A 25,572-nucleotide genomic window follows, 5' to 3' on the forward strand; every position below is an offset into this window, starting at 1 on the left:
GCACAGGAAAGGCTGAGCCATGCGCCCCACGGGAACCACCGATCCGGCCCTCACCGGCCTGGACGTCAGCACCTACACGATTCCCACCGATAACTCCGAGGCAGACGGCACCTTCGCCTGGGACGCCACCACGATGGTGGTGGTCCGGACCAGCGCCGGCGGCTGCGAAGGGCTTGGCTGGACCTACGCTCCACCCTCTTGCGCCCAGCTGATCGCGGGATTGCTGGCGCCAGCCGTCTCCGGACGATCTGCGTGGGACACCGGAGGAGCCGCGCAGTCGATGCTGCAGGCCGTGCGCAATTCCGGCCGCAGCGGGCTCGCCGGCTACGCGATCTCCGCGGTGGACTGTGCCCTGTGGGACTTGAAAGCACGCCTGCTTCACCTTCCCCTGTACCGCCTCCTCGGAGCGGTGCGCGACGAGGTCGACATTTACGGCAGCGGCGGGTTCACCACCTACTCCCGCCAGCAACTGCAGGACCAGCTGGGGGGCTGGGTGCACGGCCAGCACATCCCACGGGTCAAAATAAAGATCGGACAGGACCGGGGGAACGCCATTCCCCAGGATTTGGAGCGCATTCGTCAGGCCAGAACCGTCATAGGAGACGACGCTGAGCTGTTCGTAGACGCCAATGGTGCCTATACGGCAAAACAAGCGGTGAGGGTTTATCAAGCGGCCGGCGACTCCAGGCTGGCGTGGTTTGAAGAGCCGGTCTCCTCCGACCACCTGGCCGGCCTGCGGACCGTCAGGGAGGCGATAGCTGCCGACGTCGCCGCGGGTGAATACGGTACAGATCTGTTCTACTTCGAGCGCCTGTGCCGGGCCGAAGCCGTCGACTGTGTCCAGCTGGATGTTTCGCGCTGCGGCGGTATCACCCAATGGCTGCGCATCGCAGCCGTGGTTGCAGCGCACGGGCTTCAGGTATCCGGGCACTGCGCACCGCACCTGAGCGCGCACGCAGCCGCCGCGACGGAGAACTTCCGGCATCTGGAGTGGTTCCACGACCACGTCCGGATCGAACAGACGTTCTTCGACGGGACCTTGGACCCTACGGGCGGCGCAATCATCCCCGACAAGCACTCCCCCGGCAACGGACTCACCATTCGCACGTCCGACATCGAGAAGTACCGGGTGGGCTAGGCGCACCAATACCGCAGACAGTCGGCAAGAGACAGTCGGCAAGGAGGATAGCGCTGATGTCGGCACGAACGAGGGCCGAAGCAGGAAACAGACTGAGCCATGGCTGATACTGGTACCCCTGACGCCCGCGCCGAGCACCGGTGGCCAGCGGCGATTGGACTGCTCGTCGCGCTGGGCCTGTATGCCGCGCTGCCCAGCTCCTTCCTTCCGTGGCTCAGGTATACGGTGGTCGGCGTTGGTCTGACGATGCTGATCCCACTCGTGCACCTGAATCCGCATCGGTTCCACAGGGAAACGCGGTGGTCGAAAAACGTTGCCACCGGGCAGGCGCTGCTTCTGGTCGCCGCGAACGAGGTGGCCCTGGTACAGGTGGTCATCCGGCTCACCACTTCGGGCAACAGCGATGGCCCTGTAATCCTGCTGGCTGCGTTGCAGATCTGGGTCACCAACATCATTGCGTTCGCCCTGGCCTTCTGGGAGATGGACCGCGGTGGCCCTGTTACCCGCCGCCACGCCGAACGCCAGGATATGCCGCCAGCAGACTTCCGGTTCCCTCAAGACGAGGACCACGACGCCATTGAGGAGGTCGCGGCTAGGTCCTCCGAGCGGACCGGGTGGGTCCCATCGTTCATCGATTACGCATACTTCTCGCTATCCAATTCCATGGCCTTCAGCCCCACCGACACTATGCCGCTGTCTACACCGGCAAAAGCCATGATGGGCGTGGAGGCAGCCGGAGCATTCGTCCTTCTGGCCCTCGTCATCTCCCGGGCCGTTTCGCTTCTCAACTGAACGCACGGTTACGGAAGAACCTCTGGATGCAACCCGAAGCGGGACTCTTGCGCTGCGGAATTCGGCATGTCGTCTCATCGGTCAACGGTTGCCGCCGGCTGAACCGCAACGTTTCATCCCCGATCACTCCAACTTTCCCTACGGACGCATCTCACCCATCCAGTTCGGGACGATCCAGATCTTTCGGGGCTGGCTGCCGTTGCGCAAATCCTTCGTCAAGACCATGCTCAGTTGTTGATCGCGTCGCCCGCCAGACGCTTTCCCCAGGGGAATCTGGCCGTTCCCTCGATTGACCCTAAGACCTACTCCTGGGCATCGTTTCGCCTCGAGTCAGACAAGGCGGCGCCGGTCGTGCGCGGCTGTGTTCTGAACTACATTGGCGCGACCGTAGGAGCCGAGCTTCTCGACCGCATAGTCGAGCAGGGCCGCGGCGCGCGACGTAAGGATCATGTCCTCGGGCCAGATGCCCACGACGCGGGAAAGGGTTACCGGCGGGTCGAAGGGGCGGACGGCGACCGGCCGCCCCTCGGCACTCATGGGGAGCACGTTGGGCCTGGACATGAGCAGGCCGTAGCCCACGCCGCGGCCCACGAGCGCCTCGACAAGACCGATCTGGGTGACCCGGGCCGCGATCCTGGGCTCCAGCCCACGCGCCGCGAACGCCTCGACTATGTTGATGGTGCTCGGGGCTGCGTCGTAGAGGATCAGTGGCTCGCCTGCGAGGTCGGTGAGATCCACGGTGCTTCCCGCCGCGAGCGGGTGGTCCGGATGCAGGTGGGCCTCGAGCTCAGTCGGGTAGATCTCGCGGCGACGGTATCCGACGGGGAGGAACCTTTCGTACATGATGGCCACATCGAGGCGTCCCGACTGGAGCGCTGGTAAAAGGTCGTCGGTGCTCCCCACTGTGATCTCGAGGTCCACCCCGGGGTGCCTCCGCGGGAAGCCTTCGAGTAGCTCGGGCACCACGCTCGTGGCGAAGCTCGCGTAGCAGCCAAGCTTAACGGGACCCCGCAGCTCCTCCCCCGGGCCCGAGCCCAGGACGAGCTCGCGTGTGTCCGCGAGGATCCGGCGGGCATGCATTGCAAAGTTCTGCCCCGCAGGAGTCAGTGTCAGCCCTCGGGCCTTGCGGCGCACGCATAGCTGCTCCCCGACAGTCTTTTCTAGCCCCGTTACGGCCTGGGACAACGCCGACTCCGAGATATGCAGATGCGCTGCCGCGGCACTGAGCGTAGTGAAGTTTGGCAAGGCTGCGAACAACTCGAGCTGCCTCAAGCTCACATCGGCCATGTTCACCTCCACATGGATAGACCTTCTTAAGTAAAACAGGACTACATCCACACATTACTGACATTTACATGAGGATGTGAATTGGCTCACCATAAAGCATCCGATTCGCCCGCACTCCTACTAGGACAGCAATGACCCCCTCAACTGCCGTTAGCAATCCGGCCACGCAGCGTCGCGTCGCGCTTGCGACGATTATCGGCACCACGATCGAGTGGTACGACTTCTTCATCTACGCGCTAGGCGCAGGACTCGTGTTCGCCCAACTCTTCTTCAAGCCTGCCGGCGAGGACATAGGGCTCCTGCTCTCCTTCGCCACGGTCGGCGTCTCCTTCCTCTTCCGCCCGCTCGGCGCGTTTCTTGCGGGGCACTACGGCGACATAATCGGCCGCCGTGCCATGCTGGTCCTAACGCTCATCCTCATGGGGACGGCCACGACACTAATCGGCGCCCTGCCCACGTTCGCGCAGATCGGCATCGCAGCGCCGATCCTCCTGCTCTTCCTCCGCATCCTCCAAGGCGTCTCCGCCGGCGGCGAATGGGGTGGCGCCGTCCTCATGGTCGTCGAGCACGCTCCTGCGGACCGCCGCGGCCGCGCTGGCGCCTTGCCGCAGGTCGGTGTCCCGCTCGGCTTTCTCCTCGCTTCGGGCGTGATGGCCCTGATGACCGGCGTCGTCTCCCCTGGACAGGCCTTCCTCGAATGGGGCTGGCGCGTGCCTTTCCTGCTAAGCATCGTGCTTATCGTCGTCGGCTATCTGGTCCGCCGCTCCGTTGAGGAGAGCCCCGTGTTCGCTGAGATCGCCGAGCGCGGCCAGCAGACCAAGTCCCCCGTCGCGGTCCTCTTCAAGCGGCACTGGCACCTCGTGATACTCGCCGCGCTTGTGTTCGTGGGCAACAACGCCGTGGGCTATATGACCACCGGCGGATTCCTCCAGAGCTACGCCACCGGAAAGCTCAAGATAGACACCACGGCGATGCTCATCGCGTCCGCGGTCGCCTCGGCGGCGTGGTTCGTCGCGACGCTCATTGCAGGGCGCCTTGCCGACTCATTCGGTCGGCGGAACACCCTCCTCATCGGCTTCGCGGTGCAGGCCGTGATGGCCTTCCCACTGTTCTGGCTCGTCAACACCGCGACGCTCCCCGGGCTCTACGCCGGGCTGATCCTGCTCTCGATCGGCCTCGGGCTCACGTACGGGCCACTGGCGGCGTGGTACACCGAAATCTTCCCGGCCTCCGTCCGCTTCTCGGGAGTGGCCATCCCCTACGCGATTGGGTCCATCCTCGGCGGGGCGTTCGCGCCCACAATCGCCCAAGCCCTGCTGCAGGCCACCGGAACCACGACCGCAGTCTCGTGGTACATCCTCGTAGCCACCCTCATCGGGGCCGCGGCGACGCTGTGCCTGCGCGACCGGCGCGGCATCCCCCTCGGCCCGGACTACGAGGCCGAGCAGGCCAGCGGCGCCACGATGTTCGCCCCGAACGGGGCCCACAGGGAGGTTGGGGCGAAGCAGTAGCAACCACGTTACCCATCCGCCGTGACGTCCAGGGAACTGTTCAGCATGTCGTCATGGCCTCTTGATAGCCCGCAAATTCAAGGATTACTTAACGTGGTCGAGGAGAACTAATGGTAAATCACACCACCAGAGTCGCGGTCATTGGCGCGGGGATGGGCGGCCTCACCGCTGCGATTGCGCTTACGAGGATCGCCGGTGTCCACGTCACGGTATTCGAACAGGCAAAAAAGCTGGGTGACGTGGGCGCGGGCGTCACCGTCGCCCCGAACGGACAACGCGTTCTCGACAAACTCGGCGTGCTTGAACAGGTCAAGCACGCAGGGGCTACCCCTGACGGACACGGCGTCTACTTGGACGCAATGGGCAATCTGGTTGCCGAAGCAGCCTGGGAAGACTCAGCAAAGCGGTATCGAAATATCGGCATGTACAGGCCCGACCTGGTCAACGTTTTGTCTCGCGAGGTCGCACCTGACACGATCCACCTTGGCCATCGTCTGACCTCGATTCAAGCGCTAGACAGGGGCGTCTGCGTGGGCTTCGAGAACGGCGTAAACAGTGAGTTTGATGCTGTGGTGGGTGCGGACGGCGTCCACTCAGTGGTACGGGATGCCCTGATGCGAGCCCCCGCACCCGTCTACTCCGGATTCATCGCATTTCGCGGGGTACTTGACGCAGCCCTCCTTCCCGACGACTGGCCCATGATCAGCCAGGTATGGATGGGTGAGGGAAAGCACTTCATGTGCTACCCGCTGCAGCAGCGCAAGTTGTTTAACTATGTCGGGTTCGTACCCAGTGACAGGCCTCTTAAAGAGAGCTGGTCGGCGCCGGGGCACGTGAGCGAACTCGCCGCCGAGTTTGAGGGTGAGAAATGGGACCCGAAGCTACGCCACTTCGTTCAACTCATCGACAAGACCTTCTGGTGGGGCCTCTACGACCACGAGCCCCTCACCAATTGGTCGCGAGGGCGCGTCACGTTGCTCGGCGACGCAGCACACACCATGCTGCCCCACGCGGGCCAGGGAGTGAACCAAGCAATGGAGGACAGCATTACTCTCGCCTTTTTCCTCAGGGAGGCCGAAAGCGCCGATGGAATTGCCGAAGCTTTCAAGCGCTACACCGCCGTTCGAATGCAACGCACGGCGATCTTGCAGAACAGCTCTCGCAGAAGCGGCTCGCAGTTCGACGCGCGGAATGAGTTTGAGGACACCAAGAAGCGTGACGCTGACTTGCGCGCAGGACGTGACTTCCGCCGAAGTGTGCTCTTCGACTTCGACGCGGTGGCAGCCGCCGAAAAGGCACTCAAACGATTCAGGAGGATTTAGTTCGCATGACATCGATCAGCATCATTGGCACCGGCAAGATGGGCTCAGCAATTGCCGAAGTATCGGCGCGAGCCGGGGCGAGTATCCAAATTATCAGGCGCAGGACGGGGGCTGGCTCGGCCGCGGAGCGCTCCGACGCGGAATATGGGTTTGTCGGCGATGAACTCACAGGTGACCTCGTCGTCCTCGCCGTTCCCTATGAAGCCTACCCGGATGTTCTTGAGCACTATCGCGATCGGCTCAGCGGCAAGGTCGTCATCGATATCAGCAACCCCATCGATTTCACCACGTACGATGAGCTGCTGGTCCCACCGGACTCCTCCACTGCGGTTGAACTTTCCAAGGCCCTCCCGGCAGGCGTGGCAGTCGTGAAAGCGTTCAACGTCAATCTCGGCGACACGCTCAGCACCGGCACCAATGGCACAACGCGCACGACTGTCCTGTTCGCCGGAGACGACCCAGAGGCGAAAATAGCAGTCGCTGCCCTCCTCGAAGGCGCAGGACTCCGGGCGGTCGACGCCGGCCCTCTTTCGCGTGCAAGGGAACTCGAGGCGATGGGCTTTCTCCAGATCGTCTTGGCAGCAATCGGGAAGACAAGATATGAGTCCGGATTTGCACTGTTGCCGTGAGCGGAAGCGGGGATCTGGCCCGTCAGACCCGGGGCTGGTTCATGGACGCCATCGGCCACCCGGACCAGCCGCACGCATCGCCTACGGCGCCGTGGAGCCTTCGGCCCCGGGGTGCCGACCTTAGGCTCAGCGGGCAGGGGGGCGTTCCTACGGCGCCCGGTCGACAGGAGAGAGAAAGCCACCACAAAATAGCCCGAACAGACATCGGCACAGTGGACGGTGCCCGGCTCACCGAACGGCTTCTGCCCCGATGAGCCGAAAGCCCCTCCCGCCCGCCACCGGCAGCGAAGGCCCCGGGGAGCCGTGCAAGCCAGACGCCAGTGGACTCACCCATCGCAAGCACCAATGCCCGTCCCCAGAAAGCGAATGGCCGCTAAGAACACGGTTCTTAGCGGCCATCGCAAAAGTTCCCAGGGCGGTCAGGACCTACACATTGAAGCGGAACTCCACCACGTCGCCGTCGGCCATGATGTATTCCTTGCCTTCGATCCGGACCTTGCCGCGGGCTTTCGCCTCGGCCATGGAGCCGGCTTCGATCAGGTCGTCAAAGGAGACCACTTCGGCCTTGATGAAGCCACGCTGGAAGTCGGAGTGGATGACACCGGCGGCCTGGGGAGCCGTGTCGCCCTGGTGGATCGTCCAGGCGCGGGTCTCCTTGGGGCCGGCGGTCAGGTAGGTCTGCAGCCCCAGCGTGTGGAACCCGACGCGGGCCAGCTGGTCGAGGCCGGACTCGTCCTGGCCATTCATCTCGAGCATTTCGCGCGCCTCTTCCTCGTCCAGTTCAACGAGGTCTGACTCGAGCTTGGCGTCAAGGAAAATGCAGTCCGCCGGCGCCACCATCGCGCGCAGCTCCGCCTGCTTTTCGGGGTTTCCAAGGATGCCCTCGTCCGCATTGAAGACGTAGATGAAGGGCTTGGCGGTGAGCAGGCCGAGCTCCTTCAGGTGCTCCATCTCCAGCTTGTCGCTCTTGATCGAGGAGAAGATGGTGTCGCCGCGCTCCAGCACAGCCTGGGCAGCCTTGACCGCGGCCAGCTCGGCGGCTTCGCGCTTCTTGATTTTGACTTCTTTTTCGATCCGGGGGACGGCCTTCTCGATGGTCTGGAGGTCCGCGAGGATCAGCTCGGTGTTGATGGTCTCCATGTCCGAGCGCGGGTCGACCTTGCCGTCGACGTGGATGACGTCGGGGTCATCGAACACGCGGACAACCTGCGCGATCGCCTCGGCCTCACGGATGTTCGCCAGGAACTGGTTACCCAGGCCTTCACCCTCGGAGGCGCCCTTGACAATGCCGGCGATGTCCACGAAGGACACGGCGGCCGGCAGCAGGCGCGCCGAGCCGAAGATCTCGGCCAGCTTCGCGAGCCGCGGGTCAGGCAGGTTCACGACGCCAACGTTGGGCTCGATCGTGGCGAACGGGTAGTTCGCCGCGAGCACCTGATTGCGGGTCAGTGCGTTGAAAAGGGTTGATTTGCCGACGTTGGGCAGTCCGACGATGCCAATAGTAAGAGCCACGAGTATTGATTCTACCGGTAAACCGCCCGGTCCCCTGCGGCGGAGGGGCGCTGTTCGCCGTCGGCGCCGCCCGGAGCGCCGCGTTCCGTGCGTCCTCGGCAAAACTGTCAGGGCTGCGTGCCAGAGTGAAGGCATGGACGCTTTCGCACTCATTCTTGCCCTGCTGATGCTGCTGATCGGAGCCGTCGCCGGCGCCGCCTTCACCTTTGTCATGTCCCGGCGCCGCAGTTCCGCCCTGGAACAGGACTTCGACGGCGTTTCCGCGCGTCTGTCCGAAGTAAGCGCCCGGTTCGCCGCCGCCGACGCCGAACGCCGCCTGCTGGCGGCGCAGAACCGGGAGCTGGGCGATGCGAGGGCCCAGGACGGAAGCGTGTTGCGGGCGCTGGCCCCTGTCGCCGAAAAGCTGACGGCGGTCCAGCAACAGGTCTCCCTGCTGGAGCGGGACCGGCTGGAACAGTACGGCCAGCTCGCCCAGCAGCTGCAGGAGGCGAGGCTCTCGGACGAGCAGCTGCTGCGGTCAACGCACGCGCTGGAGTCGGCCCTGCGGTCCAACAGCGCCCGGGGCCAGTGGGGCGAAGTCCAGCTGCGCCGTGTGGTGGAGGCCGCGGGAATGCTCAGGCATGTTGACTTCCACGAGCAGCTGCACAGTTCCGGGTCTGACAACACTATCCGGCCCGACCTCGTCGTCCAGCTCCCGGGCGATAAGCAGCTCGTGGTGGACGCCAAAGTGCCGTTGACGGCGTACCTCGAGGCGCAGGAGCTGGGCTCCCCCGCCGGCGGCCGGGCCCCCGGGTCGGTATCCCTGAACGGCCAGCAGGCCCTGCTGGCCACCCATGCGAAGGCCCTCAAAGCCCACGTTGATGCGCTGAGCAACAAGAAGTACTGGGACATTCCCGGCAACGCCCCGGAACTGGTGATTTGCTTCCTGCCTGCCGAGTCCATCCTGGCCGCCGCCCTCACCGCGGATCCGGCCCTGCTGGACTATGCGCTGTCCAAGAACGTCGTGCTCGCCTCGCCCGGGACGCTGCTGGCGGTCCTCAAGTCAGTGGCGTTCACCTGGCGGCAGGACGTGCTGACGGACAGTGCGCGGGAACTGTTCGAACTGGCCCAGCAGCTCTACGAGCGGATGGGAACCCTGGGCGACAACGTTTCCAAGCTGGGCTCATCGCTGAAGACCTCGGTGGACCGCTACAACTCCCTGGTCGGCACGCTGGAGGCCCGGGTGCTCCCCACCGCACGCAAGCTTAACGCCCTGGACGCCGGGGGTCTTGCGACTCCGACCACTGTCGAGGCGACGCCACGGTCAGTGGCCGCTCCGGAGCTGCAGCCGGGTATCACCGCCGGGAACACCGGGCTCGACGAGGCCGACGACGGCAGTGACAGCGACTCGGAAGAGTCAGCCGCCTAAGACTTCTCTGCGGGGCTAGGGCCGTTCCGCGGGGCGTGCGCCGCGGCCACCCAGGGCCCGGGAGACATCCCCGGCCTGCTTCAGGGTGGCCCGGAGCTCCTTCGGCAGGGAGAAGAGCAGGTCTTCCTCCGCCGTGACGACTTCCTCGACGGCGCCATAGCCGTAGTCGGCCAGGAGCCGGAGCACGTCCTTCACCAGCACCTCCGGCACGGATGCGCCGGAGGTCACGCCGACCGTGGCGACGCCCTCGAACCAGGACTCATCCACCTCATTGGCGAAGTCGACGCGGTAGGAGGCCTTGGCACCGTATTCCAGGGCGACTTCCACCAGGCGCACGGAGTTCGAGGAGTTGGCCGAACCAACCACAATCACGAGGTCGGCCTGCGGCGAGATCTTCTTGATGGCCACCTGGCGGTTCGTGGTCGCGTAGCAGATGTCATCGCTGGGCGGATCCTGCAGGGTGGGGAAACGCTCCTTCAGCAGGCGCACGGTCTCCATGGTTTCGTCCACGCTCAGGGTGGTCTGCGAGAGCCAGATGACCTTTTCGGGGTCGCGGACCGTCACCTTGTCCACCTCATGCGGGCCGTTGATGATCTGGATGTGCTCGGGGGCCTCGCCGGCGGTCCCTTCGACTTCCTCGTGGCCGTCGTGGCCGATCAGCAGGATGTCGAAGTCGTCCTTCGCGAAGCGGACAGCCTCTTTGTGCACCTTGGTCACCAGCGGGCAGGTAGCGTCGATGGTCCGCAGGCCGCGGTCCTCGGCGGACTGCACGACCGCCGGCGAGACGCCGTGTGCCGAGAAGATCACGAGGGCACCTTCGGGCACCTCATCGGTCTCATCGACGAAGATCGCACCCTTTTCCTCGAGGGAGCTCACCACATGGACGTTGTGGACGATCTGCTTGCGGACATAAACGGGCGGTCCGTAGTGCTCGAGCGCCTTTTCCACGGCAATCACGGCACGGTCGACGCCGGCGCAGTAACCGCGCGGTGCCGCCAGGAGCACCTTCTTAGCCCCGGTCACCGGGGCCGCCGCCAACACTTCCTCCGGCGTTCGCCGCCGGCGCGGAACGGAGGGCATCGGGATGGATACAGCGGTGGAGGTCATGCCCCAATGCTACCGGTGTTCGTTATTGCCCGATGCTTCGGGCCGGCCGGCGGGAGGCGACAATACGGAGCACGATCCCTGCGACCAGCAGGAACGCCCCCGCCACGAGTGCCGCGACGATCCACGGTCCGAAGCCCGCCAAGGAGGCGGCCACGAACTCGCTTTTGAAGATCTCCGCCACGTCGTTGCCACTGCGGGTACCCAGGACCGCCTGGCCCGCGGCATCGCCACCAAATTTCCACACCGCGGCCAGCACGAGGGCGCCGATGCCGGTTGCCACCAGGACCGTCCACTTCCGCCTCGCGGCGATGAACGCCAGGATGAAGGCGATAGCCGACCCCACGGCCACCGCGGAGCCCATCGGGGCGTACGCGGACACCCGTTCTATCAGCTGACGCTGGTTGGACTGCCCGATGCCGATCCGTACCGTCTCCGGCGCCTTCAACGGCACCGGCGAGGACTCCGAGACCCGCTTGACCACCAGCCCCACCAGCGGGGCGACGTCCAGCGTCAGCGAGGTGGCGCCGTCGACATCCGGCGGAAGGGTGCGCGGATCGGCAAAACTCAGCCGGTGGCTCCGGCGCAGCGTCTCGGCCCAGGCGTCGGAGTACCCGGGCATGGAGGTCAGGGACTGTGCAGCCTCCGCCAGAATCGGCTTGACCAAGTTGGCGAGGGCAGCGGGAAGCTGCTGGTCACCGAAGCCAATGCCGTTCACGGCTGCAGTGGCCAGCCTCTTCTGGAAGGCAGGGTCCTTGCCGAGCGGCGCGGTAAGCGCGACAAACCCGTCCTCTTGGACGAGGTTGCGGTCCACCCACATGGCCGGGACGGCAACGGCCGCCATGGCAAGGCCGATCAGGACGGCGACGGCCGAGACAAAAGTGCGCACGAAAATCTCCTGGAGGGGGTTGGGAGTAGTGCCATCCTACGGGGGCATTTCGGCGAACCGGAAAGCGGCCGGTAGAACGTCCGGCCCTGCTGGTAGAGCTATGGATAGAGTTGAAGCAGTTCCCCGTCTCCATCAAAGGACCCCGCACCACATGCACCAGCACCCGCACCTGCACGCGGCACACACCGCCGGCGGTCACCGGCATGTCTGAGGAGACCGCCGCGGCCAGCACCCTGCCGGCCACCGCGGCCGGCACCAGCCCGGACAACCCGTGGCCCTTACAGATGCTCTCGCAGAAGCTCAAGGGGTACATCGACCGTGCGCCCTCGGCCTGGGTCGAAGGCCAGGTCATCGAGCTCAACCGGCGCGGCACCAACGCCTACCTCACGCTGCGGGACATTGACGCGGAGATCTCCCTCCCCGCGTCGGTCTGGACCAACGTCCTGGACCGCCAGGCCATGCCGCTGGAGCGCGGCTCCCGCGTGGTGGCGCTGATCAAGGCCGAGTTCTGGCTGAAGACAGGCCGGCTGAACATGTCCGTCAAGGACATCCGGCCGGTGGGGCTCGGCGATCTGCTGGCCCGGATTGAACGCCTGCGCCAGGCCCTCTCGGCGGAGGGACTCTTCGCGGACTCCCGCAAGAAGCGCCTTCCCCTGCTCCCCCACCGGATCGGCCTCATTACCGGCCGCGATTCGGACGCCAAGAAGGATGTGCTCCGCAACGCGGCGCTCCGCTGGCCCGCGGTCGAATTCGAAATCCGCGAAGTGGCCGTCCAGGGCAATACCGCCGTGGCCCAAATCATCGGGGCCCTGCAGGAACTGGACGCCCTCCCGGAGGTCGACGTCATTGTCATCGCCCGCGGCGGCGGCGCCCTCGAGGACCTGCTCCCCTTCAGCAGCGAGGAACTCATCCGGGCCGTGGCGGACGCGGCCACGCCGGTCGTCAGCGCGATCGGCCACGAAGCCGACCGGCCCATCCTGGACGACGTCGCCGACCTGCGCGCCTCGACGCCCACCGACGCCGCGAAGCGGATCGTCCCGGACGTGACGGAGGAACTGGCCAGGGTCCGGCAGGCCCGCGACCAGCTTCGCCGCGGGGTCACCCGCATGGTGGAGCGGGAAACGGACCGTCTCGCGTCGCTTCGCTCCCGCCCGGTGCTGGCGGCCCCGGAAAGCATGGTCACCGCGCGGCACGACGACGTCGAACGGCTCAAGGGCCGGGCGCACGCGGCCATCAACACCGCCGTCGTGCGGGCGGCTGACCAACTGGTCCACCTCAAGGCCCAGATCCGGGCCCTGTCGCCGCAAAAGACACTGGACCGCGGCTACGCCGTCGTCCAGCTCGACGACGGCACCACGACCCCGGGAACCCGCCACGAGGTCGTGCGGCACCCCGACCAGGCACCGGCAGGCACGGCCTTGGCCGTGCGCGTGGCCGGCGGCAGGTTCACGGCCCAGTCCACCGGCGGCCAGCAGGCCGCCGAAGACTGACCGGGCGGCCGCCCCCAGACAACAGAGACAGACCTGACAAACCCGACATCCCCTTCCCGGCCCCGCACTGGCGGTCCACCCCGGGAGCCAGAGAAAGAGCACAGCATGGCAGCAGAGAACGCAGCAACCCCGGCACCGGACACCGACCTCGACGGACTGAGCTACGAAGAGGCCCGCGAACAGCTCCTGGGCGTGGTGGGCAAGCTCGAGGCCGGCGGCGCCAGCCTCGAGGAATCCCTGGCCCTCTGGGAGCGCGGCGAAGCCCTCGCGAAGCGCTGCGAGCAGTGGCTCGAGGGCGCCCGCAAGCGGCTCGCGGCAGCCCGGGACCAGGCCGGCCAGGAAGGCTGAGCGGGCCGGCTAGGAGCGCCGCACCAGCTCCTGTTCCATCTCGACGTCGAGTTCCGGGACGGGCCACTCCAGCGCCAGCCCCTCCAGCGCGTCCAGCAGCAACTGCTGGACGGCAATCCGTGCGAACCACTTCTTGTTCGCCGGAACCACGTGCCAGGGCGCATGCTCGGAACTGGTCTGCTCAAAGGCGGCCTGGTACGCGTCCATGTAGTCGTCCCAGAAGGCCCGCTCCTTGAGGTCGTTCCCGCTGTACTTCCACCGCTTCGCCGGATCCTCAAGCCGGGCCAGCAGACGCTCCTGCTGTTCGTCGCGGCTGATGTGCAGCATCACCTTGACGATCTTCGTTCCCGCGGCCGTTTGCCGGGCCTCGAATTCGTTGATGGCCCGGTAGCGGCGTTCCAGTTCCTCGGCGTCGGCCCAGCGGTGGACCCGGTGGATCAGGACATCCTCGTAGTGGGAACGGTCGAAGACCCCCACCATCCCGGCCGCGGGAACTTCCTTCTCGATCCGCCACAGGAAGTCGTAGGACTGCTCCTCGGGAGTCGGCGCCTTGAACGACTTCAACTGCACGCCTTGCGGGTTCATCTGGCCCATGACGTGGTTGACGATCCCGCCCTTGCCGGCGGTGTCCATCGCCTGCAGAACCAGCAGGACGCGTTTCTTGCCGCCAATCCTGGACTCCGCGAAGAGCTGCTCCTGGAGATTGGTGAGCTTGCCGTCGAGTTCGCTGAGCAGCTTCTCGCCTTCGGCCTTGTCGCCGGCGTAGCCCGGCGTGGACCCGGGGTCGACGTCGCCAAGCTTGAACTTCTTCCCTGCCTTCAGGGTGTCAGCCGGGTGTTCGTCGAAGTTCACGACATCTGCCATCAAAGCCTCTTTCCGGTTCGGGCAGCCGGCCTGCCGGACGATCGTCCCGCAGCGCTGCTGTCCCGAATCCTAGTTGCCCTGGTACCGGCTCAGGAAGTCCGCCATGCGGTTGATTGCCTCTTCCAGATCCTTGACGTTCGGCAGGGTCACCATCCGGAAGTGGTCCGGCCGGACCCAGTTGAAGGCCCTGCCGTGGGAGACGAGGATCTTCTGCTGGCGCAGCAGGTCCAGGACGAACTTCTCGTCGTCGCGGATGTGGTAAACCTCCGGATCCAGCTTCGGGAACAGGTACATCGCGCCGCGGGCCTGCTGGGTGCTGACTCCAGGAATGGCGTTCAGCATGTCGTAGGCCTTGTTCCGCTGCTCCAGCAGCCGGCCGCCGGGCAGGATCAGGTCGTTGATGCTCTGGTACCCGCCGAGGGCCGTCTGGATGGCGTGCTGCGCCGGCACGTTGGCGCAAAGCCGCATGTTGGCCAGCAGGTTGATGCCCTCAAGGTAGTCCGCCGCATCCTTCTTGGGGCCCGAGATGGCCATCCAGCCTGCCCGGTAGCCGCAGACCCGGTAGGCCTTGGACAGACCGCTGAAGGTCAGGCAGAGGACGTCGTCGCCGGTGAGGCTGGCCATGTTCACGTGCACGGCGTCCTCGTAGAGGATCTTTTCGTAGATCTCGTCGGCGAACAGGACCAAGCCGTGCTTTTCGGCCAGCGCCACGATTTTCTTGAGCGTTTCCTCGGGGTAGACGGCCCCGGTGGGGTTGTTCGGGTTGATCACCACGATGCCCTTGGTGCGCGGCGTGATCTTCGCTTCGAGGTCCTCCAGGTCGGGCTGCCAGCCGGATTCCTCGTCGCACAGGTAGTGCACCGGCTTCCCGCCGGCCAGGGCCACGGAAGCGGTCCAGAGCGGATAGTCCGGGGTGGGGATGAGGACCTCGTCGCCGTCGTCCAGCAGGGCCATCAGCGACATCGTAATGAGCTCGCTGACGCCGTTGCCGAGGTAGATGTCGTCGACGTGGATGTTCTGGATCCCGCGCGTCTGGTAATACTGCGAGACGGCGGTCCGGGCGGAGAAGATGCCGCGGGAGTCGCTGTAGCCCTGGGCGTGCGGCAGGTGGCGGATCATGTCCACCAGGATCGCGTCCGGCGCTTCGAACCCGAACGGGGCCGGGTTTCCGATGTTCAGTTTGAGGATGCGGTGCCCCTCTGCCTCCATTTGCTGGGCGGCCTGAAGAATCGGTCCACGGATGTCGTAGAGGACATTATGAAGCTTGGTGGACTGCTTGAATTCTGCCATTCATCAAATATGCCATATGGCGGATGTACTTCCCTTGAGACTTGTCTCACAGCCGAAGCCGGCGTCATACGCCGGCCCTGCCGCCGGGATGGCGACACAGCGACGGCGGCTGCCGGCCGGAGTAACCGGGCCGGCAGCCGCCGTCGGAGAGTCAGGGATCCCGGTCTACTTGACCAGGCCCTTGTCCTTGAGCCACGCTGCCGCGGCGTCCTTCGGGTTCTGCTTCTGGCTGCCGCCAACCGCGCGGTTGAGGTTGATCAGGTCCTCGGTGGTGAGCAGCTTGGAGACGGCATTGAGGGCCTCTTTGGCCTTGTCCGTCATCTTGGCCTTGTTGTACAGCGGCAGGACCTGCTGGGCGATGAAGTTATTTTTCGGGTCCTCCAGCACTACCAGGTCGTTGTCCGCGATGGCCGGGGTGGTGGTGTAGATGTCGGCCACCTGGACCTGGTCCGAGAGCAGGGCCTTGACGGTGACGGGGCCGCCGCCGTCGCTGAAGGGTTCAAGCTTCTTGGGCTCGCAGTTGTAGTTCTTCTTCAGGCCCGGCAGGCCGTAGGCGCGTTCGGCGAAGGTGGCCGGCGCGCCGACCACGATGTCCTTGCAGACCTTGGCCAGGTCCTCGATGGACTTCAGCTTGTACTTCTCGGCGGTGGCCTTAGTGACCACCATGGCGTCCTTGTCCTCGGCCTTGGCCGCATCCAGCACCGCCAGTCCGTCCGGAAGCTTGCCCGGCAGCGCCTTGGCGATATCGTCGGCGGAGATCTCGGTGGCGCCCTTGTTGACGTGCAGCAGCAGGTTGCCGCTGTAGTCGGGGATCACGTCGACGGATCCGTCCTGCACGGCCTTGAAGTAGACCTCCCGGGAACCGATGTTCGGCTTGGTGCTCGCGGTAACCCCGGCGGCGTTGAGCGCCCCGGCGTAGAGCTCGGCGATGATCTGGCTCTCGGTGAAGTCGGCGGAACCGATCACCAGCGCGCCGCCGGCTGCGCCGGACGAGCCGCCGCTGGCAGGGGCCGAGGACAGCGGGTTGGATGAGCCTCCGCAGGCGGACAGGGCAAGGGCCAGACCGACGCCGGCGGCCAGGCCTCCGAATGCGCGCCTGCCGAGGGCTCGTTGGCGGGTTTCCTTCATGACGTACCTCCTTGAACAACAGCCTCCGCGGTCGCGGGGTCTGTGAGATGTGCCGCGGCCGGGTGGCTGCGGTCGGGTTTGCGGGCGGCCCCGCGGGAGAGGAAGAGCCGCTGGAACAGCACAAGGACAAGGTCGACGGCGATGGCGAGCACGGCGATGAGCAGCGATCCGCCGAGCATCTGCGGGAAGTCCGAGAGCACGAGGCCGTCAAAGAGGTACCGGCCCAAGCCGCCCAGGTTGATGTAGGCGACGACCGACACCGTGGCGATCACCTGCAGGACGCCGGTGCGGAAGCCGCCGAACATCACCGGCAACGCGTTCGGGAATTCAGCGCGGAAGAGCACCTGCAGTTCGGTCATCCCCATGGCGCGGGCCGCATCCACGACGTCGCGGTCCACGCTGGAGATTCCCGCATACGTCCCGGCCAGCAGCGGCGGCACGGTCAGGATCACCAGCGCCCAGACCGGCGGCATCAGCCCGATGCCGGCCAACAGGACGAAGAGCGTCAGCAGCCCGAGGGTCGGCAGGGCGCGCAGCGCACCGGCGAGGGCCACCACGGCCACCCGTCCGCGGCCAGTGTGGCCGACGTACAGGCCGACCGGGACCGCGATGGCCGTCGCGATCAGCATCACCAGCCCGGTGTACTGCAGGTGCTCGGCAAGGCGCACGGGGATGCCGGTGCTGCCGGCCCAGTGCTCCGGGTCCGCGAGCCAGGCAAAGGTGTCGGTGAAAACATTGCTCATGCTGACGCCCCCGCGGCTGATTCGGAAAGACGGCGGGCCGATGCCGGCTCGCCGGACTTTCCTGTGCCGGCCCGGGTCCAAGGTGTCAGGAGCCGCTCGAGGAGCACCAGCACCGCGTCCATCAGCAGCGCCAGGACCAGGATGGCGACAATGCCGACCAGCACCTCGGTCACGAAGTCGCGCTGGAGCCCGGAAGTGAACAGCATGCCGAGGTTCCCGATGCCGAGCAGGGCGGCGACGCTGACCAGGGAGATGTTGCTGACGGAGACCACCCGGAGCCCGGCGAAGAGCACGGGCAGCGACAGCGGCAGGTCGATCTGCAGGAACCGGGCCAGGGGTTTGAAGCCCATCGCGACGGCGGCCTGCTGCAGGTCATCGTCCACCGAGTCGAAGGCATCCAGGGCGGCCCGGACCAGGAGCGCGACGGCGTAGATGGTCAGGGCCACGACGACGTTGACCGGGTCCAGAATCTTGGTTCCCAGCACGGTCGGCAGGATAATGAAGAGCGCCAGCGACGGGATGGTGTAGAGCAGCGAGGAGGCTGTCAGGACCACGGTGCGCAGGGTCCGGTTCTGCCGGGCCAGCTGGGCGAGCGGAATGGAGATCAGCAGGCCGAAGATCATCGGCAGGACGGCCAGGACGAGGTGCTGTCCCGCAAGGCTGAAGACCTGTCCGCTGTTCGCCAGGAACCATTCCATCAGCGCGCGCCCTGCCGGACCCGGCGGTCCGCTTCGATCAGGGCGAGCACTTCCGCGGCCGTGATGACGCCGGCCACCCGGCCGTCAGCGTCCACGGCGACGCCGAGTCCGGAGGGTGAGGACAGGGCAGCGTCCAGGGCCCGGCGGAGCGTCTCCCCTTTGTGGAAGAGCGATCCGCCCGGGACCGTCGCGGGACCGGCGCCCGGCGCGCTCCAGCCGAGCGGCCGATGCTCGTCGTCGACCACGAGCTGCCATTCGTCGGCTTCCGGGCCGCCGCGGCGGGCGAGTTCGTCCGCGCGGACGGTGTGTACCGGGTGGATCGCGACGCCGTCGGACGGACTGAACGCGAGGTGCCGGAAGCCCCGGTCGCGGCCCACAAAGGACGCGACAAAGTCGTTGGCCGGGGCCCGCAGGATCTCTTCCGGGGTGGCGTACTGCGCCAGCTTCCCTCCGCTGGCAAAGACGGCCACCTTGTCCCCCAGCACGGTCGCCTCGTCGATGTCGTGGGTGACGAACACTATGGTCTTGGCCAGGTCGCGCTGCAGCCGGAGCAGCTCTTTCTGCAGTTCGTCGCGCACCACGGGGTCCACGGCGCTGAAGGGTTCGTCCATCAGCAGCACGGGCGGGTCGGCGGCGAGGGCGCGGGCCACTCCCACGCGCTGTTGCTGGCCGCCGGAGAGCTGTGAGGGGTAGCGCCGGCCAAGACCGGAGGCGAGCCCGACGACGTCGAGCAGCTCCTGCGCGCGCTTCCGGGACGCGGCCTTGGACACCCCGTTGAGCCGCGGCACGGTGGCGATGTTGTCCAGCACGGAGCGGTGGGGCATCAGCCCGGAGGACTGCATGACGTAGCCCATGGAACGTCGCAGCTGCGCGGCCGGCACGGAGGTGACGTCCCGCCCGTCCACGGTGATGGTGCCCGACGTCGGCTCGACCATGCGGTTGATCATCCGCAGCGAGGTGGTCTTGCCGCAGCCGGAGGGCCCGACGAAGACGGTGATGGCGCCCTTGTCGATGGACATGCTCAGATCGTCAACGGCGGCCTGGCCGCCCGGATACTGCTTGGTGACGCTCTGGAACTCGATCATGGCCTCTGCCATTCCGGGCTTACCTATCTGTTGGCGGCAACATGGGACGGTCCAGCCAACTGATCATATGCATGCTGTTTTTTGGCTGTAAAGCGGGTATGACTCAGCGTAGCGGGCGCCGCCGACCAGCTCGGGGACCAATTCGAAGAATCGGGTCCGACACGGCCGGCGGAGCCCGGGCTACCTGAGGCATTCGGCACCGTTCGTGTTCCGGATGGGCCGGTCTTATTTCGCTCGACGTTTGCCCTTTCCGTTGCCGCCGTCCTTGCCCCTTCCCGGCTGGTCGTGGCTGAGCCGCTCGGCGGCGCGCTGGCTCCGGCTGGCAACCACCACTTTCTGGTGCCACTCCCGCTGGTAGGCGCGCCGGGCAGCGGCGTCGTGGCGCCGTTCCAATGCCGCCACCTCCCGCTGCATCTTGAGGTAGCTCTCCCAGCGGCGTCCCTCCAGCTTTCCCTCGGCGAGGGCGGCCTGCACGGCACAGCCTGGCTCGCGGCCGTGCGCACAGTCGGCAAACCGGCACCGGGCGAAGAGGTCCTCAAGGTCCCCGAACACCTCGTCCAGGCCGTCCTCGGCGTCGAACAATCCAAAGCCGCGCACCCCGGGCGTGTCCATCAGCACCGAGCCGCCCGGCAACGGCACAAGTTCACGGGAGGTTGTGGTGTGCCTGCCTTTGCCGTCGCCGGACCTCACCGCGCCTGTTTCCTGCGCCTTGAAGCCAACAAGGGCGTTGATCAGGGTGGATTTACCGGCGCCCGACGGGCCGAGCAGCACGATGGTGCCGCCGGGCGGAAGGTGTCCCAGCAGCTCGTCGAGGCCGTCGCCGTGTTCGGCCGAGGTGGTGACCACGTCGACGCCGGCGGCCTGCAGCATGACCTGCCCGACGACGTCGTCCGCCACCTCGGCGAGGTCCGCCTTCGTGATCACCACCAGCGGGGTGGCGCCGGAATCCCAGGCCGCGACGAGCGTGCGCTCGAGCCTGTTGTGTGTGAGCGGACGGTCCACCGGCACCACGACGCCGACGAGGTCCATATTGGTACCAAGCACCTGCGCCTCCGAGGACGCCTCGAAGGCGCGCTTCCGGCTCAGCTCCGAGCGGCGGGGCAGCACGCTAACGATGGCGGGCTCCCCTACCGGGTTGCTGCCGAGCCAGACCCAGTCGCCGGTGGCCGGAACTTTCCCGGTCCGCGGGTACGGCAGGTGCGATTGGCCGTCGTGGGCCGCCACCAGGACGAGGTTGCGGTCCACCCGCACGACCCGCCCGGCGCCGGTGCCGCCAGGGACCGGATGGGCGGAGAAGAGTTCCGTGACGGCGTCGGTGAAACCGAAACGGACCGGCCCTTGAAGAGCCGTTTGTTGACTGCGCTGAAGATTCAATGGAAACCCTTTGATGGGCCCCGGGGGTGCGCTGCCCGCTGCGGTCAGACGGACCGGTCAGCGGTGTTGGGCTAGGAAATGCGGACGGCCGGGGCAGGAATAATGAGGCGTGAGGTTGTGCGCTGCGCGCGCAGGTCCGTTTCAGTCATCATTTCCACCTCCCCGGGCATCTGGCGGCCATCCCGGCCGCGGTTTCTCTAGGCTAACCGCCCGAGCCGCGGGTGGCTAGGGTTTTCAGGCGAGTTTTCCGTCCAGCGGCCGCTCCCGGTAGAGCCGCAGCGCCGCATCCACGAGCGAGACTCGGTTCAGGCCCGCCACTTCGGCCAGCGGGATCCAGGCGGCATGGGTGGTGCTGCCGCCCACCTCGTGCCGCAGTTCGCCGCCGGTGATGCTCGCCTCGTAGACCAGCCGCAGGGACTGGAAGTCGCGCTGGCCGCCGTCGAGCCGGGTCTCGGCGGGCCAGTGCCCGACGTCGATTCCGAGCAGGGCGCCGATCTCGGCATCGTAGCCGGTCTCCTCGTAGATCTCCCGGCGGCACCCGTCCACCGGATGCTCGGCGAGGTCCAGGCCGCCGCCGGGCAGGGTCCAGCCCTCGCGGCCGCCCTGCTTCCAGTACGCCAGCAGGAGGGAGTCCTCGCGGATGATGATTCCGTAGGCGGCCGGGCGGGTGTCGAATGGCAGGGTCATTGATCCAGCGTAACGGCGCAGCGCTGGCCCTGCCGGATCTCCCGTCCTGGCCCTAGAGTTTGAGGGTGACCAACCTCGAAGTTCTTCCGCCCGAAGAAGTCTGCCCCGCCGCCCACAGTGTGGAGGGCGCCGCCAGCGGGCCGTGCCTGCAATTGTGGCCGGCCAGGGAGGTCCCGCTGGGCGGCGTCCGGGCCATGAACGTCTCCCGGACGCTGCCGCAGCGTGGGCTGCCGACCGTCGGCGCGTGGTGCTTCCTGGACAGCTTCGGCCCGGACCGGGTGGCCATGTCGGTACTGCCGCACCCGCACACCGGGCTGCAGACCGTCACCTGGCCGCTGGCCGGCACCATCCATCACCGCGACAGTGTGGGCAGCGACGTGCTCGTGCGCCCGGGCGAACTGAACATCATGACCGCCGGCCGCGGGGTCTCGCACTCCGAGTTCGCGGTACTGCCCGCAGTCGGGGCGGACAGCCCCGAGCACGAGCTGCCGCTGCAGCGCGGACTGCAGCTGTGGGTCGCGTTGCCCGACGCCCACCGGCACCGGGCCCCGGCCTTCGAACAGCACCGCGAGCTGCCCGTGGTCCGTGGTGACGGCTTCACCGCCACGGTCATTGTGGGGACCCTCGCGGGCACCACCTCCCCAGCCAGCGTTTACTCGCCGATCGTGGGGGCCGACATCAGCTGCGCCGGCCGGCTCAGCCTGCCGCTGGATCCGGACTTCGAACACGCCGTGCTGGTGCTCGATGGGTCCCTGGCACTGGATGGCCAGGATGTGCCCCCGGGGCCGCTGGGCTACCTTGGCACCGGGCGCAGCAGCCTGGACCTGGACGCTGCCCCGGGCACCCGCTTCATGTTGCTGGGCGGCGAGCCGTTCGAGGAAGAATTGCTGATGTGGTGGAACTTCGTGGGCCGCAGCCACGAAGAGGTGGAGCAGTCGCGGCTCGACTGGGAAGCCCAGGCCGGCCTCTCGGACGAGGACGCCTCGCGGGCGCGGTTCGGGCTGGTGCGTGGCCACGGTCCCGACGCCGGTCCCGAGTCCGGACGGATCCCGGCGCCGCCGCTGCCCGGGGTGCCGCTGCGCCCCCGGCGTCGGCAATGATGGTCCGCTAGCCCTGCTCGGCGACGAGCTGGAGTACGCCGAACACCGGCTCCTGCTGCAGGACCCGGACGTCGGTGATCCCGGCGGCGGCGAGGGCCCCGCGGAATGCTTCCTGCAGCCGCGGCACGTTCATGCCGAGTCCGCTGCCCAAGATGACCGGCCCCTCGATGCCAAGCTGCCGGACAGTCTGTTCGGCGAGCCCGGCGAGGTCGCGGCCGGCCTGGTTGATCAGCGCCTGGCTCGGCGCGTGGCCGGCGTCGGCCGCTTCCACAACCAGCCGGGCACGCTGGGCCCAGAAGCGGCGTCCGGTCTGGGGCGAGTGGAACAGCGCAATCAGCTTGTTCGGGTGGTCCACCCCGCAGGAATCCAGCAGGGCACGGGTCAGGTCATCCGGTTCGAGCCCCTGGTTCATCCGGCGCAGGCTGTGGCGCACGGCTTCCCGGCCCAGCCAGTAGCCGCTGCCTTCGTCGCCGAGCAGGTAGCCCCAGCCGCCGGCCCGGGCCTCGGCGCCGTGGCTGTTCCGGCCCCACGCGGCCGAGCCGGTTCCCGCGATCACGGCGACGCCGGTGCTGGCACCCCCGGCTGCCAGCAGCAGGCGTGAATCGTGCACCACGGTGACTTTGGCGCCCGGCACGTGCGGGGCGATCAGCGCGGCGAGCGCCGCGGCGTCGTCGTCGGTATCGATGCCGCCGGCTCCGGCGTAGACCTGGGCGACGTCTCCCCCGCCGATCCGGCCGAAGAGTTCCGCCAGGTTGCGGACGGCCTCCTCCCGGGTGACGTTCTGGACGTTGGCGCTTCCCACCGATTCGTCCGCCACCGGGGTTCCGGCCTCGAACCGGACTCCCCGGGTCTTGGTCCCGCCGATATCGAGTCCGATCACGGCACCGGAAGGGGTGGAGGCGGAGGGTGCCGGCGCGGCCGGGATGTCAGAATGGGTCACCTGAACAGCCTACTGAACCAACGGCAGGAGTTAGCAATGTCGCACGGCATCTTGAGCACCCGGGTCCTAGCAGCCCCCATGGCCGGCGGGACGACCACACCCGCTTTCGTGACGGCCGTGCATGCAGCCGGCGGCCTTGGCTTCCTGGCCGCCGGGTACAAGGGCGTTGCCGCCATGCAGGCGGATATCCGCGCCACCCGTGAGTCCGGCGCGCGGTTCGGCATGAATGTCTTTGTCCCGGACCCGGACCAGCTGGCCCCGTCCGCAGCCGTCCTGGCGGAGCTGGAGGAGTACCGGCTCAGTTTGCATGCCGACGCGGCGCGCTACGGCGTGGAGCTTCCGCCCCTGCGGCTCGATGACGACGACGAATGGCAGGGCAAGATCGATGCCCTGCTGGCAGACCCGGTGGAGCTGGTCAGTTTCGCGTTTGGGCTCCCCGGCGTGGAGGTGGTCCGCGCTTTGCAGCGGGCCGGGTCGGCGGTGCTGGCCACGGTCACCTCGGTGTCCGAGGCCCGGCAGGCGGCCGAACAGGGGGTGGACGCCCTGGTGGTGCAGCATGCGTGCGCCGGGGGCCACAGCGCAGCATTCCTGCCGGATTCCGCGGCCACGGGTTCCGCCTTGCCGGGTTCCGCTGCGCCGGGCACGACGGCGGAGCTGGTCGCGGCGGTGCGCGCCGCCGTCGAGCTCCCCCTCGCCGCGGCCGGCGGCATCATGGACGCCGCCGGCCTGGACCAGGTGCTGGCCGCGGGGGCCGAGGCCGGCCAGCTGGGCACGGCTTTCCTCCGCTCGGACGAGAGCGGTGCCCGGCAGTTGCACAAGGACGCGCTGGCCAGCCCGCGCTTCACGCAGACCGAAATGACGCGCGCCTTTACCGGACGCTCGGCGCGGGCGCTGGTCAATGAGTTTGTCCGGGACCACCCCAACGCGCCGGAGGCATACCCGGCCGTGCACCACCTCACCGCCCCGCTGCGGGCAGCCGCTGCCGCCGCCGGGGACGCGGAGCGGCTGAATCTCTGGGCCGGGACCGGCTGGCAGCAGGCGCGTGCCGGTTCCGTCGCGGAGGTCATGGCTGGGCTGCTGGGCTGAGGAGCCGCCGGCGGCGGTCCGCCCGCTCGCGGCTTCGCTCCGGGCTCGCCGTGAGGAAACGTCGAGTCCGGACGGAACCCGCGAGCGAAGGACTCCGGCGACGACGGGCGGATCCGTTCAGTTGCCGGAGCGCCCGCGGACGAAGCCGGCAAGCAGCGCCGGGCCCTCGCTGAGCACCAGTTCCCGGAACAGCCGAACCGGATCCGGTTCGGCGTCCGCTCCCCCGCGCCGTTCCCGCCAGGCCAAGCCGATCTCCCGGAAGGCCAGGCCGGACTCCAGCGCAAGCTCCACCCAGCCCAGGTCGCCTGACTGCCCCGGGGTGTGGCGGCCGGGGGCCAGGCCGCCGGGCGGGAGGATGCTGACGCCGAGGCCGGCCGAGACGAGGCCCCGCGCGGTGTGGGAGTCCTGGCTTTCGAAGGCGATGCGGGGCCGGAATCCCGCCTCCCGGAACAGTGCGTCCGTCAGCGAGCGCATGCCGTAACCGGGCCCCATCGCCACGAACGGATCGTGCCTGATGTCCGCGAGCCGGGCGCGGCGGCGCGTGGCCAGCGGGTGCGAGTGGTGCACGACCAGCCGCAGCGGTTCCCGGTACAGGGCGGCCGAGGAGATCAACCGGCTCGGCGCCGCTATGGGGGCAGTCAAGGCGAGGTCCGCGTCCCCCGCTGCCAGTTCGGCCAGGCAGCCGTCCCGCGCGCCCTGGCTGAGGTGGAAGGCTGGCTGGGGATGCCGCTGCCGGAATGCGCTGATCAGCAGCGGCAGCATCGCTTCCCCGAAGGTGTGCTGGAAGGAGACCGATATCCGCCCGCGCACCACCTCGGACTCGTGCCGGACCAGATCCAGCCCGGACTGGAATTCGCCCAGCGCCGCCTCGATGTGCGGCAGGAGGGTCTTGGCCGCGGGGGTCAGCCGCACGCCGCGGCCGTCACGGATCAGCAGTTCCGTCCCAATGATGCTGCCGGCCCGCGCGATCCCCCGGCTCACGGTGGACTGTGGCAGTCCCAGCACTTCGGCGGTGGCGGTGATGTGCTGGGTGCGGCCGAGCTCGGCCAGCAGCGGCAGCAGGGGCAGCAGCTGGACCAGTTGCTTGTGCTCCACGTCCACGGCACACCGCTCCTCAATCGTTCCGTATTTGCTATTGATCCTATAA

General features: G+C 67.3%; 24 protein-coding genes. 10 read left to right on the top strand and 14 right to left on the bottom strand.

The features are described 5' to 3' along the window. The first annotated feature begins 19 nt into the window (after positions 1–19). Together FFF93_RS12160 and FFF93_RS12165 are read left to right on the top strand one after the other, a co-directional pair. On the top strand, positions 20–1,138 hold the full coding sequence (locus FFF93_RS12160) for an enolase C-terminal domain-like protein (protein ID WP_138768683.1): 1,119 nt from the start codon (positions 20–22) through the stop codon (positions 1,136–1,138). Positions 1,139–1,237: 99 nt separating this feature from the next. Further along, the gene (locus tag FFF93_RS12165; RefSeq protein ID WP_138768682.1) at positions 1,238–1,930 is read left to right on the top strand and encodes a DUF1345 domain-containing protein; all 693 of its coding nucleotides are present in this window, start codon (positions 1,238–1,240) and stop codon (positions 1,928–1,930) included. Positions 1,931–2,260: 330 nt separating this feature from the next. Here FFF93_RS12165 and FFF93_RS12170 read toward each other — a convergent pair whose 3' ends face one another. Continuing rightward, positions 2,261–3,217, bottom strand: coding sequence for a LysR substrate-binding domain-containing protein (locus FFF93_RS12170; RefSeq protein WP_138770394.1), 957 nt, complete (start codon positions 3,215–3,217; stop codon positions 2,261–2,263). 131 nt (positions 3,218–3,348) lie between these two features. Here FFF93_RS12170 and FFF93_RS12175 point away from each other — a divergent pair, with 131 nt between their 5' ends. The 3 genes from FFF93_RS12175 to FFF93_RS12185 all read left to right on the top strand — a co-directional run bounded on the left by FFF93_RS12175 (position 3,349) and on the right by FFF93_RS12185 (position 6,679). After that, positions 3,349–4,728 (top strand): MFS transporter, encoded by a 1,380-nt coding sequence (locus tag FFF93_RS12175; RefSeq protein ID WP_138768681.1) that lies wholly within the window; start codon positions 3,349–3,351, stop codon positions 4,726–4,728. Positions 4,729–4,838: 110 nt separating this feature from the next. Further along, positions 4,839–6,050, top strand: a complete 1,212-nt coding sequence (locus FFF93_RS12180; RefSeq protein ID WP_138768680.1) for an FAD-dependent monooxygenase — start codon at positions 4,839–4,841, stop codon at positions 6,048–6,050. Between the two features lie 5 nt (positions 6,051–6,055). After that, entirely contained in the window at positions 6,056–6,679 is a 624-nt protein-coding gene (locus tag FFF93_RS12185; protein WP_138768679.1) for an NADPH-dependent F420 reductase, read from the top strand. Between the two features lie 426 nt (positions 6,680–7,105). On the opposite strand, the gene ychF is transcribed toward FFF93_RS12185, so the two are convergent. After that, positions 7,106–8,191: a redox-regulated ATPase YchF gene (ychF, locus tag FFF93_RS12190; RefSeq protein WP_138768678.1), complete on the bottom strand. Its 1,086-nt coding sequence runs from the start codon at positions 8,189–8,191 to the stop codon at positions 7,106–7,108. A 133-nt stretch (positions 8,192–8,324) separates the two neighbouring features. Here ychF and FFF93_RS12195 point away from each other — a divergent pair, with 133 nt between their 5' ends. Next, the gene (locus FFF93_RS12195; protein ID WP_138768677.1) at positions 8,325–9,599 is read left to right on the top strand and encodes a DNA recombination protein RmuC; all 1,275 of its coding nucleotides are present in this window, start codon (positions 8,325–8,327) and stop codon (positions 9,597–9,599) included. Between the two features lie 15 nt (positions 9,600–9,614). On the opposite strand, the gene FFF93_RS12200 is transcribed toward FFF93_RS12195, so the two are convergent. Both FFF93_RS12200 and FFF93_RS12205 read right to left on the bottom strand, forming a co-directional pair. Further along, positions 9,615–10,706: a 4-hydroxy-3-methylbut-2-enyl diphosphate reductase gene (locus tag FFF93_RS12200; RefSeq protein ID WP_138768676.1), complete on the bottom strand. Its 1,092-nt coding sequence runs from the start codon at positions 10,704–10,706 to the stop codon at positions 9,615–9,617. A gap of 22 nt (positions 10,707–10,728) precedes the next feature. After that, the gene (locus FFF93_RS12205) at positions 10,729–11,592 is read right to left on the bottom strand and encodes a hypothetical protein (RefSeq protein ID WP_138768675.1); all 864 of its coding nucleotides are present in this window, start codon (positions 11,590–11,592) and stop codon (positions 10,729–10,731) included. 203 nt (positions 11,593–11,795) lie between these two features. Between FFF93_RS12205 and xseA the strand changes: the two genes are divergently transcribed. After that, positions 11,796–13,082: an exodeoxyribonuclease VII large subunit gene (gene xseA, locus FFF93_RS12210; protein WP_138768674.1), complete on the top strand. Its 1,287-nt coding sequence runs from the start codon at positions 11,796–11,798 to the stop codon at positions 13,080–13,082. A 105-nt stretch (positions 13,083–13,187) separates the two neighbouring features. Then, entirely contained in the window at positions 13,188–13,430 is a 243-nt protein-coding gene (locus tag FFF93_RS12215) for an exodeoxyribonuclease VII small subunit (protein ID WP_138768673.1), read from the top strand. Between the two features lie 9 nt (positions 13,431–13,439). Here FFF93_RS12215 and FFF93_RS12220 read toward each other — a convergent pair whose 3' ends face one another. The 8 genes from FFF93_RS12220 to FFF93_RS12255 all read right to left on the bottom strand — a co-directional run bounded on the left by FFF93_RS12220 (position 13,440) and on the right by FFF93_RS12255 (position 21,299). After that, on the bottom strand, positions 13,440–14,294 hold the full coding sequence (locus FFF93_RS12220; RefSeq protein ID WP_138768672.1) for a polyphosphate kinase 2 family protein: 855 nt from the start codon (positions 14,292–14,294) through the stop codon (positions 13,440–13,442). A 69-nt stretch (positions 14,295–14,363) separates the two neighbouring features. Then, positions 14,364–15,584: a pyridoxal phosphate-dependent aminotransferase gene (locus FFF93_RS12225; protein WP_138768671.1), complete on the bottom strand. Its 1,221-nt coding sequence runs from the start codon at positions 15,582–15,584 to the stop codon at positions 14,364–14,366. Positions 15,585–15,749: 165 nt separating this feature from the next. Continuing rightward, entirely contained in the window at positions 15,750–16,712 is a 963-nt protein-coding gene (locus FFF93_RS12230) for an ABC transporter substrate-binding protein (RefSeq protein WP_138768670.1), read from the bottom strand. Continuing rightward, the gene (locus FFF93_RS12235) at positions 16,709–17,455 is read right to left on the bottom strand and encodes an ABC transporter permease (RefSeq protein WP_138768669.1); all 747 of its coding nucleotides are present in this window, start codon (positions 17,453–17,455) and stop codon (positions 16,709–16,711) included. Before FFF93_RS12235 ends, FFF93_RS12230 begins: the two co-directional genes overlap by 4 nt. Further along, complete coding sequence (locus FFF93_RS12240) at positions 17,452–18,153, bottom strand: ABC transporter permease (protein WP_138768668.1); 702 nt, start codon at positions 18,151–18,153, stop codon at positions 17,452–17,454. Before FFF93_RS12240 ends, FFF93_RS12235 begins: the two co-directional genes overlap by 4 nt. Then, the gene (locus FFF93_RS12245; protein WP_138768667.1) at positions 18,153–19,250 is read right to left on the bottom strand and encodes an ABC transporter ATP-binding protein; all 1,098 of its coding nucleotides are present in this window, start codon (positions 19,248–19,250) and stop codon (positions 18,153–18,155) included. Before FFF93_RS12245 ends, FFF93_RS12240 begins: the two co-directional genes overlap by 1 nt. A 213-nt stretch (positions 19,251–19,463) precedes the next feature. Next, a complete protein-coding gene (rsgA, locus tag FFF93_RS12250) occupies positions 19,464–20,612 on the bottom strand; it encodes a ribosome small subunit-dependent GTPase A (protein WP_261375108.1) in 1,149 nt (382 codons plus the stop codon). A gap of 234 nt (positions 20,613–20,846) precedes the next feature. Continuing rightward, positions 20,847–21,299 carry an NUDIX hydrolase gene (locus tag FFF93_RS12255; protein WP_138768665.1) on the bottom strand — a complete coding sequence of 151 codons (453 nt, stop codon included), beginning with the start codon at positions 21,297–21,299 and terminating at the stop codon, positions 20,847–20,849. Positions 21,300–21,364: 65 nt separating this feature from the next. Between FFF93_RS12255 and FFF93_RS12260 the strand changes: the two genes are divergently transcribed. Further along, positions 21,365–22,399, top strand: coding sequence for a pirin family protein (locus tag FFF93_RS12260; protein ID WP_138768664.1), 1,035 nt, complete (start codon positions 21,365–21,367; stop codon positions 22,397–22,399). A gap of 7 nt (positions 22,400–22,406) precedes the next feature. On the opposite strand, the gene FFF93_RS12265 is transcribed toward FFF93_RS12260, so the two are convergent. Further along, entirely contained in the window at positions 22,407–23,339 is a 933-nt protein-coding gene (locus FFF93_RS12265) for an N-acetylglucosamine kinase (RefSeq protein WP_138768663.1), read from the bottom strand. 36 nt (positions 23,340–23,375) lie between these two features. Here FFF93_RS12265 and FFF93_RS12270 point away from each other — a divergent pair, with 36 nt between their 5' ends. After that, positions 23,376–24,425 carry a nitronate monooxygenase gene (locus tag FFF93_RS12270; RefSeq protein WP_138768662.1) on the top strand — a complete coding sequence of 350 codons (1,050 nt, stop codon included), beginning with the start codon at positions 23,376–23,378 and terminating at the stop codon, positions 24,423–24,425. Between the two features lie 117 nt (positions 24,426–24,542). Here FFF93_RS12270 and FFF93_RS12275 read toward each other — a convergent pair whose 3' ends face one another. Further along, a complete protein-coding gene (locus tag FFF93_RS12275; protein WP_138768661.1) occupies positions 24,543–25,526 on the bottom strand; it encodes a LysR family transcriptional regulator in 984 nt (327 codons plus the stop codon). Positions 25,527–25,572 lie beyond the last annotated feature (46 nt).

The sequence above is a fragment of the Arthrobacter sp. KBS0702 genome (assembly GCF_005937985.2).
Classification (GTDB): domain Bacteria; phylum Actinomycetota; class Actinomycetes; order Actinomycetales; family Micrococcaceae; genus Arthrobacter.

What these genes read in the sequence shown, in the direction of transcription:
- FFF93_RS12220 (WP_138768672.1), bottom strand. Translation starts at nt 14,294, where the DNA reads ATGGCAGATGTCGTGAACTTCGACGAACACCCGGCTGACACCCTGAAG.
- FFF93_RS12240 (WP_138768668.1), bottom strand. Translation starts at nt 18,153, where the DNA reads ATGGAATGGTTCCTGGCGAACAGCGGACAGGTCTTCAGCCTTGCGGGA.
- FFF93_RS12165 (WP_138768682.1), top strand. Translation starts at nt 1,238, where the DNA reads ATGGCTGATACTGGTACCCCTGACGCCCGCGCCGAGCACCGGTGGCCA.
- FFF93_RS12215 (WP_138768673.1), top strand. Translation starts at nt 13,188, where the DNA reads ATGGCAGCAGAGAACGCAGCAACCCCGGCACCGGACACCGACCTCGAC.
- FFF93_RS12245 (WP_138768667.1), bottom strand. Translation starts at nt 19,250, where the DNA reads ATGGCAGAGGCCATGATCGAGTTCCAGAGCGTCACCAAGCAGTATCCG.
- FFF93_RS12175 (WP_138768681.1), top strand. Translation starts at nt 3,349, where the DNA reads ATGACCCCCTCAACTGCCGTTAGCAATCCGGCCACGCAGCGTCGCGTC.
- xseA (WP_138768674.1), top strand. Translation starts at nt 11,796, where the DNA reads ATGTCTGAGGAGACCGCCGCGGCCAGCACCCTGCCGGCCACCGCGGCC.
- FFF93_RS12270 (WP_138768662.1), top strand. Translation starts at nt 23,376, where the DNA reads ATGTCGCACGGCATCTTGAGCACCCGGGTCCTAGCAGCCCCCATGGCC.
- FFF93_RS12230 (WP_138768670.1), bottom strand. Translation starts at nt 16,712, where the DNA reads ATGAAGGAAACCCGCCAACGAGCCCTCGGCAGGCGCGCATTCGGAGGC.
- FFF93_RS12170 (WP_138770394.1), bottom strand. Translation starts at nt 3,217, where the DNA reads ATGGCCGATGTGAGCTTGAGGCAGCTCGAGTTGTTCGCAGCCTTGCCA.
- FFF93_RS12185 (WP_138768679.1), top strand. Translation starts at nt 6,056, where the DNA reads ATGACATCGATCAGCATCATTGGCACCGGCAAGATGGGCTCAGCAATT.
- FFF93_RS12180 (WP_138768680.1), top strand. Translation starts at nt 4,839, where the DNA reads ATGGTAAATCACACCACCAGAGTCGCGGTCATTGGCGCGGGGATGGGC.
- FFF93_RS12200 (WP_138768676.1), bottom strand. Translation starts at nt 10,706, where the DNA reads ATGACCTCCACCGCTGTATCCATCCCGATGCCCTCCGTTCCGCGCCGG.
- FFF93_RS12235 (WP_138768669.1), bottom strand. Translation starts at nt 17,455, where the DNA reads ATGAGCAATGTTTTCACCGACACCTTTGCCTGGCTCGCGGACCCGGAG.
- FFF93_RS12195 (WP_138768677.1), top strand. Translation starts at nt 8,325, where the DNA reads ATGGACGCTTTCGCACTCATTCTTGCCCTGCTGATGCTGCTGATCGGA.
- FFF93_RS12255 (WP_138768665.1), bottom strand. Translation starts at nt 21,299, where the DNA reads ATGACCCTGCCATTCGACACCCGCCCGGCCGCCTACGGAATCATCATC.
- FFF93_RS12225 (WP_138768671.1), bottom strand. Translation starts at nt 15,584, where the DNA reads ATGGCAGAATTCAAGCAGTCCACCAAGCTTCATAATGTCCTCTACGAC.
- FFF93_RS12160 (WP_138768683.1), top strand. Translation starts at nt 20, where the DNA reads ATGCGCCCCACGGGAACCACCGATCCGGCCCTCACCGGCCTGGACGTC.